The sequence below is a fragment of the Salinisphaera sp. T31B1 genome (genome assembly GCF_040361275.1).
In the GTDB taxonomy this organism is placed as follows: Bacteria; Pseudomonadota; Gammaproteobacteria; order Nevskiales; family Salinisphaeraceae; genus Salinisphaera.
Genome location: NZ_APNH01000001.1, coordinates 1,004,439 through 1,019,531, shown reverse-complemented (window position 1 = coordinate 1,019,531; position 15,093 = coordinate 1,004,439). Strand labels below are relative to the sequence as shown.

Genomic DNA, 15,093 nt, shown 5'->3' with positions numbered 1-15,093 from the left:
ACCGCAACACGCCCCTAATGTCCGCCGATAAGTTTTTCTGCATCGGGTTTGTCGTGTACGGCGATCTTGTCGACCAGTGTCGCGCTTGCCTCGTTGAGACCGACCAGGTCCACCTCGGCGCCCTCGCGACGGAACTTGAGCACCACCTTATCGAGTGCGCCGACCGCGGTGATATCCCAGAAGTGGGCCCGCCGTAGATCGATACGCACGGCGTCGATGGATTCCTTGAAGTCGAAGCCGGCCACGAACTGGTCGGCGGACGTGAAAAATACCTGCCCCACCACCTGGTATTCGCGACAGCCCTCGGCGTCCAGCCGGCTGTCGATGACCAGCAGACGCCCGACCTTGTTGGCAAAGAACAGCGCTGAGAGCAGCACACCGACAAGCACGCCGATCGCCAGGTTGTGAGTCGCGACCACCACAACCACCGTCGCCAGCATGACGATATTCGTGCTCGGTGGATGCTTGCGCATGTCGCGCAGAGACTCCCAGTTGAACGTGCCGATCGAGACCATGATCATGACCGCGACCAGGGCCGCCATCGGAATCTGGGCGACCCAGTCGGACAGGAACACCACCATGATCAGCAGCACGATACCCGCGCTGAGGGTGGACAGGCGCGTACGCCCGCCGGATTTCACGTTGATCACCGTCTGGCCGATCATGCCGCAGCCGGCCATGCCGCCGATCAGACCGGTACCGATGTTGGCCAGGCCCTGGCCCTTGCATTCACGGTTCTTGTCGCTGGGCGTATCGGTCAGATCGTCGACGATCGTCGCCGTCATCATCGACTCCATCAGCCCCACCAGGGTCAGCATGACAGCATAGGGCAGCACGATACGCAGCGTCTCCAGGTTCAACGGCACATCCGGCCAGAGCAACACCGGCAGCGAGTCGGGCAGCTCGCCCATGTCCCCGACCGTATGGATGGTCATACCCGTGGCCATGTAGATGGCCGTCATCACCACGATGCAGATCAGCGGCGACGGCAGCATGCGACCGATCACCGGCACATAGGGAAACAGATAGATGATCGCCAGACCGCCGGCGGTCATCGCATAGACCGGCCAGGTGACATCGGTGAGTTCGGGCAGCTGGGCCATGAAGATCAGGATCGCCAACGCATTGACGAAGCCGGTGACCACCGATCGCGAAACAAAACGCATCAGCGAGCCCAGGCGCAGATAGCCGGCCGCGATCTGCAGCACGCCAGTCAGCAGGGTCGCGGCGAACAGATACTGCAGACCGTGCTCGGCGACCAGGGTGGTCAGCAGCAGCGCCATGGCGCCGGTGGCCGCCGATATCATCGCCGGACGTCCGCCGGCGAAGGCAGTGATCACACAGATCGAGAAGGAGGCATAGAGGCCGACTTTCGGGTCGACGCCGGCAATGATCGAAAAGGCGATCGCTTCCGGGATCAGTGCCAGAGCGACCACGGTACCGGCGAGCACGTCGGCGCGGACGTTGCAGAACCAAGTCTGTCTGATGGTATTGAGCATAGCGTAACGCAGGCCGCCAAGGCCTGATTTCGGTGCGGCGCGCGTCTCGCACGCGTCGGCGTTTCGATCGATTGGGGTTGAGCGATGCCCGGGATCACGGCAATGGATCGGGCATGCGTCATGAACGCGTGGCCGCGGCGGACAGCGAGCCATGAGGCCGGGACGGTGTGTGTCGGTTCGTCGAGAGCCACGACGAACGACCGACGCCGGCTTAGCGCAGCGCGGATGCTATCAGACGAACCGCCTATTTGTCCCGGCGTCCAGCGGGGGCTTGCCCGGCCTGTGGTGGCGTGCGCAGGCGAATGCCTTCGAAGCCCGAGGACCCCTGGACGGGCGCCGCACTCCGACGTGTCGCCCGTACCCGTCGCGATCCCGTCCGAGGCAGCTCCGATCGTGGATCCGACGTTTCGCACAAAGATCGATCGACACGATCCAGCAAACGATCGACTCGCGTGAGCGTATCCACACCCAGACGCGCAGTCAGATCCTGTGCGATGCGCGCCCACGCCTGAGTCGCCAGTTGCAGACGTGTCCGCCCCGCGTCGGTGGCAACCGCGCACCGCACGCGCCGATCGGCATGCGGCACAAGCGATACCCAGCCGTGCTCACACATGCGCTTCAGACTGCGCGTGAGCGTCGAGTTGTCCAGGGCGAGCCGCTCGGCCAGTTCGCTGAGCGTAACCGGGCCGGCCTCGTCGATCGCCTGTAGCAACGCATACTGGCGCGCGCTGATGGCGGCCGTGTCCGATCGACGCTCGAACTGGCGATCGAACGCGCGCACGGTACGCCCGATCGCCTGATCCAGACCGGCCACGATTGGCGCTCGACCGCTCAACGGTCGCGCTCGGCGGCAAGCGTGTGCCGCCATACCCAGTGTTCAAGACACAGACAACGCATACCGGCCCTCGATCGGTCGGCGAACGGCGCCGACCGCATCGCCCGTGGGTGAATGGTCGATCAAGCGTTGCGCAATCCATATCGCAGTGCCACCCACGAATTCCAACCAAATGTGATCAAAACTCACTGCGACGACGATTGGCCGGTTTTGATGGTATTAATAAGTGCGTCACGTATCGCGGCGGCATGCACGGCGACAACGCACGATCCGGCACCCGCGCGCCGGACAAGGGGAAAATGCGCACACGATGCTGGATCTGAAGACCATTCTGCTGCTGGAGGCCTTCATGGCCACGCTGCAGGGCATCGCCTGGATCTTCATCTGGCGTGCATGGCGTCATCTCTATGAACTGACCTATATCGCGGTCGGCTTTATCGCGCTGGCCGCGGCACTGCTGATGATTCTCGCGGGCGGGCGTGAGCCTCCAGGCTGGTACATCGTCGTCGACAACACGCTGATAAAGCTCGCGCTGGTGCTGATGGCCTACGGGTTGGCGCGTTTCCTGGGCCAGCCGCGACACGCCTGGCTGGGCATCTCGATGATGAGCCTCCAGATCGTGTTCTGGACCGTCACCGTAGCCGTCATACCCGAGAACGTGGCCTTGCGTGTGCATGCATCGACCGTGTTCACGATCGTGATCATGGGCTTCATGATCCTCACGCTCGCCCGAGACCGCGTCCAGCCGGCGGCGTTGCGATGGGTGATGATCGGCGTGCTGTTCGAATACATCTGTGCCAGCGTGCTGCGCAGTGCCATCGAAGTCCTGTACGTGCCCGATGCGGCCTCCATGGATTCGATCATGGATCAGCGCAACGCCTGGTACTTCTTCCAGGGCACCCTGTTCCTGATCACCTACTTCGGCTGTCTGTTCTTCATGGTCGGGGCGAGACTCTCGGCCGATCTGCGCAGCAAGAACGATGCGCTCAGCGCGGAGTTGGTCGAACGCCGGCGCCTGGAAAACCGGCTCGCCGCCAGTCTGGACTCGGAGAAGAAGTTCCTAGACGAGCAATATCAGTTCATTCGCCTGATCAGCCACGAGTTCCGTACACCGCTGGCCATAATCCAGCGCTCGGCGGAGATGATTCCCATGCTCGTGGCGGCAACCGACCACGGCGTCCAGAGCCGGGTCGACCAGATTCGCGAGGCGATCGGCCGGCTGACCACCCTGCTCGACCGATTTCTGGCCGCTGACCGGAAGGACGGAGCGGTCATTCAGCCGAAACGGCTGCCTCCCGTCCAGCTGCTCGAGGCCTTGCGTCGTCATCTGGACACGACCGGCCAGAGACGACGCGTGGTCATCGAACAGGCGCCGGAGGCGCCGCCGATCGAGGGTGATCTGGACATGCTGCTCACCGTACTCATCAATCTGGTGGACAACGCCCTGAAGTACTCGCCGGCCGACCGCGATGTCACGATTCGCACGCGCTGTTGCCGCCAGGCTCTCCAGATCCAGGTCATCGACCAGGGCATCGGCGTACCGCCCGGCGAACAGGGCCGTATCGGCCGTCGTTTTTTTCGAGCCTCGAACGCGAGCGCGACCGCCGGTACCGGGCTCGGTCTGTACAACACCAAACGCCTGCTGGCCCTCCACGACGGCCATCTCGACTTCGATGCGCCGCTCGGCGGCCCTACCACCGCCACCATCACGCTCCCGCCGGCCACGGCGACCTCGGCTCACACCGGCCAGGTGGAAACGTCATGACTCGAGTGCTCATCGTCGAGGACGAGCCGGCGCTGCGTCGCGACCTGGTCGATTATCTGGCGTTGCGCGGATTCGACGCCCAGGGGGTAGGCAGCGTGGGCGCATTCGAACAGCGCATCCGTCAGCATTATTCACCCGAGATCGTGATACTGGATATCGGGTTGCCCGACGGTGACGGCCTCGCGCTGGCACGATCCATACGCCAGCGCTTCGCGGCCGGCATCATCATGCTCACCGCACGGGGTGATACCGACGACCGGATCCTGGGTTTCGAGAGCGGTGCCGATATCTATCTGGTCAAGCACAGTACGCTGCGCGAAATCGAGGCGGCGATCGAGAGCCTGGTGCGGCGGCTGCGAGGCCACACCGCGCCAGACCCTGGCCAGTACACCGACTGGGTGCTCGACAGCCAGTCATGGGACCTGGTCGCGCCCAATCATTCGACGATCCGGCTCACCGCTGCCGAGCTGGCATTCCTGCGTCGGCTGATGGAACAACCGGGCGAAACCTGTTCGCGCGACGCGCTCGCCGAGTCGCTCACACGACCGCGAGCCCATTTCACCAACCGTCATCTCGACGCGCTGGTGAATCGCCTGCGCCGCAAGATCGAACGCGTGGTCAAGGACGAGGCCCCTATCCGGGCCGTCTACGGGCTGGGGTATGTCTTCAGCCGTCCGGCGCGTATCGATAACTGACCGGCAAAAAATCCGGCCGACCTGACGGTTTCGATCAATGCGCGGATGCGCCTGTCGTTCGCATAGGCCGACGGCGGCATGCCAACCCGTCGGTCGCGGAGTCCGACCTCACGCATGTCGCCCCATCAGAAAAACGGGCGCTGCGGCAAGCTTTTTTGATTGGTACGCCCGGCGGAAGTACGCGCGGACGACGTCCGCGCGCCCTTCGGGCCAGTGCCGGGGCGGCACTGTTCTCACCTGCTACGCAGGTTCGTCGAACCATCATTTTAGGTCTGTCGCAGGTTCGACCCTGAACAGATGATCCAATCAAAAAAACCGGCGCTACGGCCGGCTTTTTTGATTGGTGCGCCCGGCAGGAGTACGCGCGGACGTCGTCCGCGCGCCCTTCGGGCCAGTGCCGGGGCGGCACTGTTCTCACCTGCTACGGAGGTTCGTCGAACCATCATTTTGGGTCTGTCGCAGGTTCGACCCAAACAGATGATCCAATCAAAAAAACCGGCGCTGCGGCCGGCTTTTTTGATTGGTGCGCCCGGCAGGAGTACGCGCGGACAACGTCCGCGCGCCCTTCGGGCCAGTGCCGGGGCGGCACTGTTCTCACCTGCTACGCAGGTTCGTCGAACCATCATTTTGGGTCTGTCGCAGGTTCGACCCTAAACAGATGATCCAATCAAAAAAACCGGCGCTGCGGCCGGCTTTTTTGATTGGTGCGCCCGGCAGGAGTCGAACCTGCGACCTCTGGCTTCGGAGGCCAGCGCTCTATCCAGCTGAGCTACGGGCGCTTGAACCGGGCAAAGGATACGCACCGATTGCGCCCGCGTCCATCGTCTTGGCGCGTACAACGGTCGTGGGCCAAGTAAAATCCGGTATACTGCGCCCTCCGCCGCGCTCTATTCACGCTCACGCAGACGACAGCTTGCTATGACCGCCAACACCGACCAATCGTTCTTTCGTGCGTTCACGATCGTACTGGCCATTCTGTTCGCGATCACGATCATCGCGATCATCGGCGCGAACATCATCTCCTCGGCGGCCTCGAACGACGAGATGCGGCCCGAGCAGTTGACCCGCGTGAAATCGCGCACCGAACCCGTCTATGCCGTCAATACCGACCCCAACGCCACACAGATGGCTGCAGCGTCCGACACCGGCGGCGGCGAGCCGCTGTCGGGAGAGCAGGTCTTCAACAATGTCTGCACGGCGTGTCATACCGCAGGCGTCGCCGGTGCACCGAAGGTCTCCGATACGGCCGCCTGGAAACAGCGGTTGTCCGAGCAGGGCAAGGACACTCTGTATTCGCGTGCCATCAACGGCTACAAGGGTATGCCCGCCAAGGGCGGCAACCCCGATCTCAGCGAAGAGGAAATGCACAAGGCCGTGGACTACATCCTCGGCGAAGCGGGCGCGACCTGATCGCCCCGGTGCATCGCTGATCGAAAGAGCCGCTCACCGAAGCGGCTTTTTCATGTCTATCGGATAGCCGGCGGGCCCCTTGTGCGTCCCGATCATCAGGCCGAGCCGCTCTCCCCCGAGAGCATGGCCTTCAACGCAGCCACTTGATCACGGCCGTGTTCGGCCTCGGCCTTGGCATCGCGGCGACCGCCGGCCTGCGGCCAGTCGATCTCCTCACGAGGCAATTCCTCGAGAAAACGGCTTGGCGTACTGTCGGTCATCTCGCCGCCCCGCCGCCGCTGGCGCGCATAGCTGAGCGCCAACGTCTTGCGTGCCCGGGTGATACCGACATAGAGCAGCCGACGTTCCTCTTCGATCTTGTCGTCATCCATACAGGCATGGTGCGGAAGCAGGCCCTCTTCCAGCCCGGCCAGATAGACATGGTCGAACTCCAGGCCCTTGGCTGCATGCAGCGTCAACAGGTGGACTTGATTGTCGATATCCTTTTCCGACTGGGACGCAAAATCCATCAGGCTCAGACGACGCACCACCTCGTCGAGCGTACGCGGCGTGCCGTCGCTGTTTTCCTCCACGTGGCCGAGCCAGGACAGGAACTCATCCACGTTTTCAAGCCGCTTGCGCGCCGCCCGCGTATTGGCCGCGGTGTCTCGGAGCCAGTCGCGATAGCCGATATCGCGGATTAAGGTGACCACCAGTTCGCGCACCGGCGTGGATTCGCCCATTGCAGCGAGAGTCGTCGCCCAGTCGACGAACTCTTCCAGACGACGCCCGGCACGGTCGTTGATGCCGCCGGTCAGGCCGATACCGCGAGCGGCATCGAACAGGCTGCGGTGCCGCTGTCCAGCGTAGCGTGCCAGGGTTTCCAGCGTGGCCGGCCCCAGCTCACGCCGTGGCAGATTGATCACGCGCAGAAAGGCGGCGTCGTCATCGGTATTGGTCAGCAGGCGCAGATAGGCCGCCAGGTCGCGGATTTCGCTGCGCTCGAAAAACGACCGCCCGCCCGACACGCGATAGGCGATATTGTGTTCGCGCATCGCTTTTTCGAACGCACGCGACTGAAAGTTGCCGCGATAGAGCACGGCATAATTGCCCAGCTGGTTGCCGGTACGCAGCCGGTGCGCGGACAACTCGCTGACCACGCGCTCGGCCTCGCCTGCTTCATCGGGGCAGGCCAGAATCCGGATCCGGTCGCCCGGGCCCATCGCACTCCACAGCGTCTTCTCGTAGGCACGCTGATTGGCCTGAATCAGCTGGTTGGCGGCCGAAAGCACATGGCCGACGGAGCGATAGTTCTGTTCGAGTTTGATGACCTTGAGATGCGGGAAATCGCGCGACAGATCCGCGATATTGCCGGGTCGCGCGCCGCGCCATGCATAGATCGACTGGTCGTCGTCGCCGACGACAGTGAACGCCGCGCGGCCACCGGCCAGCAGACGCATGAGCTCGTACTGAGCAGCATTGGTGTCCTGATATTCGTCGACGAGCAGATAACGGAAACGGTTCTGCCAGCGCTCGCGCGCGGCCGGGTCACCGCGCAGCAGCGTCACCGGCAGGCTCAGCAGATCGTCGAAGTCCACCGCGTTATAGGCCTTCAGGCGCCGCTGATATTCGGCATAGGCCTTGGCGATGGGTATTTCGCTGCCCTGGGCCATGGTCGCGGCGGCCTCGGGATCGATCAGCGCGGACTTCCAGGCGCTGATCGCAAAACGCGCGGTCTTGCGCGCGTCGCCGTCACGGCCGACCAGATCCGCCAGCAGCTTGTCTGCATCCTCGGCGTCGAATATCGAAAAACGCGCCTTGTAGCCGAGCGCGGCGTGCTCGGCGCGGATCATCTGCAGACCCAGACTGTGGAAGGTGCTGACGGTCAGGCCCCGGGCGTCCTCGCTTCGAATGAGCTTGCCCGCACGCTGTTTCATCTCGCGTGCCGCCTTGTTGGTAAAGGTCACCGCCGCGATACGGTCGCCCGCGTAACCGCGCTTGATCAGATACGCGATCTTGCGCGTGATCACGCCCGTCTTGCCCGAGCCGGCACCGGCCAGCACCAGCAGCGGCCCGTCCAGATAACGGACTGCGGCTTCCTGCTGACGATTGAGTTGAGGAAGTGCGGAGCTGCTCATGCACCAAGGCTGATTCGACGGATGGATGCCGGGCGACCCGGGCCGCGGGCGCCCGAGTCTAACAGGTGCACACCGGCATCGACGGGCGGCTGCACAGACAAAAAAAGCCGGCCCGTGGGCCGGCTTGTGCATGGCTTTGTCTTCGTAGCCGCGATCAGAAGGATTTGCTGATCGTACCCACGAAAGTGGAGTCGCAGATATCGGTGCCGCCGCAGGCCGCACTGTCGAGATCGGTATCCACATAGGCGACCGACCAGTCCAGACCGATGATCGAGGTGCCCAGCGAGATCGACCAGTCGGCGTAGTCCTCGAAATACCGCTCTTCCTTGTCGACCGTCTGGTAGCCGGCATGCGCGCCGAGCGTCAGATAATCGTTGAGGGGGAACTCGAAGTTGGTGTTGTAGTAGAACGCATCACCCGACTCGTTGTAGAAATTGTCGCTGTAGGAGATCGACAGCGAGGCGGTCATATTGTCGTCGCTGTAGGTGATGCCCGGGGTGAACTCCCAGAAATCGATCTCGTTGTTGTCGCCGGCGCTGCTCGCCCCCGGGTAGTAGTAGTACAGCGCGTTGATATCCAGTGCCAGGTGGTCGGTCAGCGCATAACCATACCCGGCATAGAAATCGACCTCGGCCTGGGCGCCGTTGTCACCGGTTACCGGGCTCGGGTTGAAGTTGTCGATGCTCGATGCCCAGGTGCCGATATAAAAGCCGCTGTCCAGGGCATAGTCGAAACCGCCCTGGATGGCGAAATCGCGATCACTCTGCGACACGCCGCGGTAGCGGTAATCAGTAGTGTAGGCCACATTCGCGCTGGCTTCGCCCGGCAGGAACGGCAGCAGGCTGTCGGCCATGGCCTGTCCGCTGATCATCGTGATGGCCGAAGCGGCGGATGCGATCAGAAGATGCTTTTTCATCAAGTAGTGCTCCCTTTACAAAATCTCTTGGCGAGAAACCCCGATCCACTTCTAGGCCTTTGGCCGGGACTTGACCACGGATATGCATCAGCCGTGCCAGGTTGGCCGGAGCACGCGAGCGCTCAAGCCGACAGGCGCCACACCGCCGCATGAAAACCTGCCGCCCGTCATAACGCGGACTGCAAGCCGAGCCGTCAGAAAAAAATATGTGGTCGCGCCGGTCGGACGCGGTTTGTCAGCCGGCCTGCCGATCCAGCTGTCGGAAACCGATCGCTTCGGCCACGTGCGCCCGTTCGATCGAGGCAGCACCAGCCAGATCCGCGATCGTGCGCGCCAGTCGCAGAATGCGGTGATAGGCCCGGGCCGACAGCCCGAGGCGCTGGATCGACTGCTCCAGAATGGTGCGCGCACCGTTTTCGAGCACGCAATGTCGATCGATCTCGGCCGGGGTCAGCCCGGCGTTACTCGCATATCCGCGGGCAACCGCATGTTGGCGAGCCGCGATGACCCGGGCGCGAACCGCTTGGCTGCCGGCCGCCGGCTCCGGCGGCGCTGTCGACATGAGCACTTGCCGTGCAACCGGCGCAACATTCAGGTGCATGTCGATACGGTCGAGCAGCGGCCCCGAGATACGGCCGCGATAGCGCGCGATGCGTTCGGGACTGCAATGGCAGCGCCCCGACGGGTCGCCCAGATAGCCGCAGGGACAGGGGTTCATCGCACCGATGAGCTGGAAAGCGGCCGGAAACTCTGCCTGGCGCGCAGCGCGGGAGATCACGATATGGCCGGACTCAAGCGGCTCGCGCAGCACCTCCAGCACGCGTCGATCGAACTCCGGCAGTTCGTCGAGAAACAGCACGCCCCCGTGCGCCAGCGTGATCTCGCCGGGCCGAGGGGTCGAGCCGCCTCCGACCAGAGCGACGCCCGAGGCGGTGTGATGCGGGGCACGAAACGGGCGCTGCCCCCAGCGGGCCGGATCGAACCCGCCCGCGCTGATCGAGGCGACCGCCGCGACTTCCAGTGCCAGCGCCGTATCCATGGGCGGCAGCAGGTCCGGCAGTCGCGAGGCCAGCATGGTCTTGCCCGCGCCGGGCGGGCCGATGAGCAGCAACGAATGGCCGCCCGCCGCCGCGATCTCCAAGGCCCGCTTGGCCTGCGCCTGGCCGCGTATGTCGGCCAGTTCCGCATGCGCGTTGCTCGGCGCGCCTATGGGGGGTTCGTCGGGCGCCCGCCAGCGGATATCGTCGCCGATCAGGCTGGCGGTGACATCGTTCAGATGGAGCGCCGCTCGCACGCTGTCGGCGCCGGCCAGCGCGGCTTCATGACCGTTTTCCTCGGGCAGCACGAGCGCACGTCCGGCCTGTTGCGCGGCCAACGCCGCCGGCAGTGCACCACGCACCTTTCGCAACGTCCCGGATAGCGACAGCTCGCCGAGAAACTCGTAGCGCTCAAGCGCGGCGGCGGGAATCTGCTCCGAGGCGGCAAGAATCCCGAGTGCGATGGCCAGATCAAACCGCCCCCCCTCCTTGGGTAGATCCGCGGGCGCCAGGTTGACGGTGATCCGGCGAGTGGGGAACTGAAAGCCGCTGTTGACGATCGCCGCGCGGACCCGATCCTTGCTTTCCTTGACCTCGGTTTCCGGCAAACCGACGATCGCCAGGGCGGGCAACCCACCGGCCAGGTCCACTTCGACGGCCACCGCCGGCGCATCGAGCCCTGTCTGCGCCCGACTGTGCACGCAGGACAGGGCCATCGCTCAGCGCTCGGCTTGAGCCTCGAGCATGGCCATGCGCTGTTCCATATCGTCCAGCTTGGCCCGTGTATGAGCCAGCATCGCCCGCGCGGCCTCGAACTCCTCACGTGGGACCAGTTCCAGCCGCGCGAGCTGGCTCTGCAGAATCGCCCGGAAATTGGCGTGCAGTTCATCGCGTAGCGGACCCACTTGGGGTGGCAGCGCCTGCGACAGGCGCGTGGCGATATCTTCGATCGACCGCATGAATACTCCGAGACAAAGCAGGCGCAAACACGCAGTTTGCCTTGGCGATCGGCCCCACGCAAAACCTGCTTGCACTTTTTTGGTGCGCGGAGCCTGCACGCTCAAATCCGCCTGCTCGAGCCGTACAGCAGAATTATTACAACTGCTTGTTTTTTCTGGCTTGGCACGGTGAATGCTTAGACAGCTGCGCACTATCTCGTCTGCACGTGACTTTAAGACCGTGAACGGCGGCAGCAGATGCGCGACACCGGTCCGATCCACCAGGGAGAACGCCATGAAACTGATCGCAGCCGTCATCAAGCCGTTCAAGCTGGACGAAGTCCGCGAGGTGCTCTCCGACATCGGTGTCAGGGGCATCACGGTGACCGAGGTCAAGGGCTTCGGCCGACAGAAAGGCCATACCGAGCTCTATCGCGGCGCGGAGTACGTGGTCGATTTTCTGCCCAAGGTGAAGATCGAGGTGGCGGTGGACGACACCGACCTTGACCCCGTTGTGGAGGCCATCTCCAAGGCCGCCCATACCGGAAAGATCGGTGACGGCAAGATCTTCGTCACCTCGCTCGATCAGGCGATTCGTATTCGGACCGGCGAAACCGGCGCTGAGGCACTCTAATCAAGGAGAGTCCTGCCATGTCGAACTCGAAAACAGGATTGTTTTATCGCTGGGCCATGTGGATGGCCGTACTGGCCGCCGCCCTGCCCGGCAGCGCCCTGGCCCAGGACGCTGCCACGCTCGATTCGGGCGATACCGCCTGGATGATCACGGCCACCGCGCTGGTGCTGATGATGACCATCCCGGGGCTGGCGCTGTTTTATGGCGGCATGGTGCGGGCCAAGAATGCGCTGTCGGTGCTCATGCAGTGTTTTGCCATCTGCTGTCTGGCCACCCTCATCTGGGTGTTGTGGGGCTACAGCCTGGCGTTCACCGAAGGCAGCGCATTGATCGGCGGCCTGGGCAAGATGTTTCTGGCCGGGGTGACCGTGGACAGCCTCAGCGGCACGATTCCCGAGACCGTGTTCATGGTCTTCCAGATGACGTTCGCGATCATCACCCCGGCGCTGATCGTGGGTGCATTCGTCGAGCGCATGAAGTTTTCGGCCATGCTGTGGTTCATCGGCGTCTGGCTGACCGTGGTCTATGCGCCGATCGCCCACTGGGTCTGGGGCGGCGGCTGGCTGGGCGGGCTGGGCGTGCTGGATTTCGCCGGCGGCACCGTCGTCCACATCAACGCGGGAATAGCGGGCTTGGTCTGCGCGGTGATGCTCGGCCGGCGCTCGGGCTTTCCCAAGACCCCGATGAAGCCGCATAACCTGACCTACACCCTGGTGGGCGCGTCGATGCTCTGGGTGGGCTGGTTCGGCTTCAACGCCGGCAGCGAACTCGCCGCGGACGGCACGGCCGGCATGGCCATGGCGGTGACCCAGATCGCCACCGCCGCGGCCGCGCTGACCTGGATGTTCGCCGAGTGGGCCCACCACGGAAAACCCAGCGTGCTCGGCATCTGCTCGGGCGCGGTGGCCGGGCTGGTCGCCATCACGCCCGCCTCCGGCTTCGTCGGCCCGATGGGCGCGATCGCCGTAGGCCTGGGCGGCAGCTTGTTCGCTTTCTACGCCGTGACGCTGCTCAAGACCCGAGTCGGCTACGACGACTCGCTGGACGCCTTCGGCGTGCACGGCGTGGCCGGCATCGTGGGCGCCTTGCTGACCGGCGTGTTCTGCGCGCCGGCGCTGGGCGGGGCCGGATTCTCTGATCAGATCGGCGGCATCGGCGGCCAGCTCCTGGCTCAGTGCATCGGCGTGCTGGCCACGGTGGTCTACGACGCGATCGCCACGGTCGTCATTCTCAAGGTCATCGATGCCGCGATCGGCCTGCGCGTGACGCCCGAAGACGAGGACACGGGGCTCGACCTGGCACTACACGACGAAAAGGCCTACGACCTGTGAGTGCCCTTTGTTGTCGTGCCACCGCCGGGCGCGCGCTAGCGATGATCAATCGAATCCCGATCGAGGGTCGACAGGGAGACCCCTGCACCGTGTCCGGACGATACCCGGCGCCGGTGCGGTTACAAGCAGCCATGACTGAGTCAAAGGAGTTTTGAACATGAAACTTATCGCAGCCGTAATCAAGCCTTTCAAGCTCGATGAGGTCCGTGAAGCGCTATCCGAGGTGGGGGTGCAGGGCATCACCGTGACCGAGGTCAAGGGGTTCGGTCGTCAGAAAGGCCATACCGAGCTCTATCGCGGGGCCGAATACGTGGTCGATTTCCTGCCCAAGGTGAAGATCGAGATCGCGATCGAGGAAACCGAGCTGGACGCCGCCGTTGAGGCGATCTCCAAGGCCGCCCATACCGGCAAGATCGGCGACGGCAAGATCTTCGTCACCGAACTGGAACAGGCCATTCGTATCCGTACCGGCGAGACCGGCCGGGACGCGCTCTAAGCACGCGCATTCAACGCCCGATATTTCGAGGGATCTTTAAATCATGGAAAACAATATCTTCGAATTGCAGTACGCAATCGATACCTTCTATTTTCTTGTCTGTGGGGCACTGGTCATGTGGATGGCCGCGGGCTTCAGCATGCTCGAGGGCGGTCTGGTTCGCTCCAAGAACACGACCGAAATCCTGACCAAGAACATCGCGCTGTATTCGATCTCCTGCATCATGTACATGATCTGCGGCTACATGATCATGTACGACGGCAACCTGTTTCTGAACGGCATCGCCGGCGGCGATACGCTGGTCGCCGATGCGCTGGCCTCGTCGGCGGAATCGGGCTTCGGCGGCGACTCGGTCTATGCAGGCGCGGCCGACTTCTTCTTCCAGGTCGTGTTCGTGGCCACCGCCATGTCGGTGGTCTCCGGTGCGGTCGCCGAGCGCATGAAGCTCTGGGCGTTCCTGGCGTTCGCGGTGGTCATGACCGGCTTCATCTATCCGATGGAAGGCTCCTGGACCTGGAACGGCGCGTCGGTATTCGGCCTGTACACCCTCGGCGATCTGGGCTTCTCCGACTTCGCCGGCTCGGGCATCGTGCATATGGCCGGTGCCTCGGCCGCCCTGGCCGGCGTCCTGCTGCTCGGTCCGCGTAAAGGCAAATTCCGCGCAGACGGCACCGTGGCCGCCATTCCGGGCGCGAATCTGCCGCTGGCAGCACTCGGCACGCTGATCCTGTGGATGGGTTGGTTCGGCTTCAACGGCGGCTCCGTGCTCAAGCTGGGTGATATCAACAGTGCCAACTCGGTGGCCATGGTATTTCTCAACACCAATACCGCTGCGGCCGGCGGTCTGGTTGCCGCGCTGCTGCTGGCGCGGATGATGTTCGGCAAGGGCGATCTGACCATGGCGCTCAACGGTGCGCTGGCCGGCCTGGTGGTGATCACCGCCGAACCGTCCACACCGACTCCGCTGGTCGCGACCCTGTTCGGCGCCGCCGGCGGTCTTCTGGTGGTGTTCTCGATCGTGTTCTTCGACAAGATCAAGATCGATGACCCGGTCGGCGCGATCTCGGTCCATGGCGTCTGCGGTCTGCTGGGCCTGATGGTGGTGCCACTGACCAACAGCGAAGTCAGCTTCACCGGCCAGATTCTGGGCGCGCTCACCATCTTTGTCTGGGTGTTCGTGACCAGCCTCATCGTCTGGGGCATCCTCAAGGCGGTCGTCGGCATCCGCGTCTCCGAAGAGGAGGAAGTCGAGGGTGTCGACCTCGGCGAATGCGGCATGGAAGCCTACCCGGAGTTCACCTCCGGCGGAAGCCGTCGCTCCATGTCCTGATCGGCCGCACGCTGCGGCGTCAACAGAGGCCCCGGAAACGGGGCCTCTTTTTTTGTCTCGGGGCGACACGCCTGGCGCTGGATTCGACAG

General features: G+C 63.7%; 13 protein-coding genes and 1 tRNA gene. 7 read left to right on the top strand and 7 right to left on the bottom strand.

What is annotated here, in order from left to right:
• Positions 1 to 14: 14 nt before the first annotated feature.
• Entirely contained in the window at positions 15 to 1,499 is a 1,485-nt protein-coding gene (locus tag T31B1_RS04730; protein ID WP_353248296.1) for a SulP family inorganic anion transporter, read from the bottom strand.
• Between the two features lie 244 nt (positions 1,500 to 1,743).
• Positions 1,744 to 2,313 (bottom strand): MarR family winged helix-turn-helix transcriptional regulator, encoded by a 570-nt coding sequence (locus tag T31B1_RS04725; RefSeq protein WP_353248295.1) that lies wholly within the window; start codon positions 2,311 to 2,313, stop codon positions 1,744 to 1,746.
• Between the two features lie 331 nt (positions 2,314 to 2,644).
• Here T31B1_RS04725 and T31B1_RS04720 point away from each other — a divergent pair, with 331 nt between their 5' ends.
• Both T31B1_RS04720 and T31B1_RS04715 read left to right on the top strand, forming a co-directional pair.
• Positions 2,645 to 4,099, top strand: coding sequence for a HAMP domain-containing sensor histidine kinase (locus tag T31B1_RS04720; RefSeq protein WP_353248294.1), 1,455 nt, complete (start codon positions 2,645 to 2,647; stop codon positions 4,097 to 4,099).
• The gene (locus T31B1_RS04715) at positions 4,096 to 4,794 is read left to right on the top strand and encodes a response regulator transcription factor (RefSeq protein ID WP_353248293.1); all 699 of its coding nucleotides are present in this window, start codon (positions 4,096 to 4,098) and stop codon (positions 4,792 to 4,794) included. Before T31B1_RS04720 ends, T31B1_RS04715 begins: the two co-directional genes overlap by 4 nt.
• A 702-nt stretch (positions 4,795 to 5,496) precedes the next feature.
• Here T31B1_RS04715 and T31B1_RS04710 read toward each other — a convergent pair.
• Positions 5,497 to 5,573, bottom strand: a tRNA-Arg gene (locus T31B1_RS04710).
• 139 nt (positions 5,574 to 5,712) lie between these two features.
• Here T31B1_RS04710 and T31B1_RS04705 point away from each other — a divergent pair.
• Positions 5,713 to 6,204 carry a c-type cytochrome gene (locus tag T31B1_RS04705; protein WP_353248292.1) on the top strand — a complete coding sequence of 164 codons (492 nt, stop codon included), beginning with the start codon at positions 5,713 to 5,715 and terminating at the stop codon, positions 6,202 to 6,204.
• Between the two features lie 95 nt (positions 6,205 to 6,299).
• Here T31B1_RS04705 and T31B1_RS04700 read toward each other — a convergent pair whose 3' ends face one another.
• From T31B1_RS04700 to T31B1_RS04685, 4 genes are all read right to left on the bottom strand, one after another.
• Positions 6,300 to 8,321, bottom strand: coding sequence for a UvrD-helicase domain-containing protein (locus tag T31B1_RS04700; protein ID WP_353248291.1), 2,022 nt, complete (start codon positions 8,319 to 8,321; stop codon positions 6,300 to 6,302).
• Between the two features lie 154 nt (positions 8,322 to 8,475).
• Positions 8,476 to 9,237 (bottom strand): TorF family putative porin, encoded by a 762-nt coding sequence (locus T31B1_RS04695; protein ID WP_353248290.1) that lies wholly within the window; start codon positions 9,235 to 9,237, stop codon positions 8,476 to 8,478.
• Between the two features lie 235 nt (positions 9,238 to 9,472).
• Positions 9,473 to 10,990: a YifB family Mg chelatase-like AAA ATPase gene (locus T31B1_RS04690; protein ID WP_353248289.1), complete on the bottom strand. Its 1,518-nt coding sequence runs from the start codon at positions 10,988 to 10,990 to the stop codon at positions 9,473 to 9,475.
• 3 nt (positions 10,991 to 10,993) lie between these two features.
• The gene (locus tag T31B1_RS04685; RefSeq protein WP_353248288.1) at positions 10,994 to 11,233 is read right to left on the bottom strand and encodes an accessory factor UbiK family protein; all 240 of its coding nucleotides are present in this window, start codon (positions 11,231 to 11,233) and stop codon (positions 10,994 to 10,996) included.
• Positions 11,234 to 11,507: 274 nt separating this feature from the next.
• On the opposite strand from T31B1_RS04685, the gene glnK (T31B1_RS04680) reads away from it, so the two are divergent.
• The 4 genes from glnK (T31B1_RS04680) (at position 11,508) to T31B1_RS04665 (ending at position 15,003) form a co-directional block, all read left to right on the top strand.
• On the top strand, positions 11,508 to 11,846 hold the full coding sequence (gene glnK / locus T31B1_RS04680) for a P-II family nitrogen regulator (RefSeq protein ID WP_353248287.1): 339 nt from the start codon (positions 11,508 to 11,510) through the stop codon (positions 11,844 to 11,846).
• 56 nt (positions 11,847 to 11,902) lie between these two features.
• Complete coding sequence (locus T31B1_RS04675) at positions 11,903 to 13,177, top strand: ammonium transporter (protein WP_353248748.1); 1,275 nt, start codon at positions 11,903 to 11,905, stop codon at positions 13,175 to 13,177.
• 157 nt (positions 13,178 to 13,334) lie between these two features.
• Positions 13,335 to 13,673: a P-II family nitrogen regulator gene (gene glnK, locus T31B1_RS04670; protein ID WP_353248286.1), complete on the top strand. Its 339-nt coding sequence runs from the start codon at positions 13,335 to 13,337 to the stop codon at positions 13,671 to 13,673.
• Positions 13,674 to 13,716: 43 nt separating this feature from the next.
• The gene (locus tag T31B1_RS04665; protein ID WP_353248285.1) at positions 13,717 to 15,003 is read left to right on the top strand and encodes an ammonium transporter AmtB; all 1,287 of its coding nucleotides are present in this window, start codon (positions 13,717 to 13,719) and stop codon (positions 15,001 to 15,003) included.
• The last annotated feature ends 90 nt before the right edge of the window (positions 15,004 to 15,093 follow it).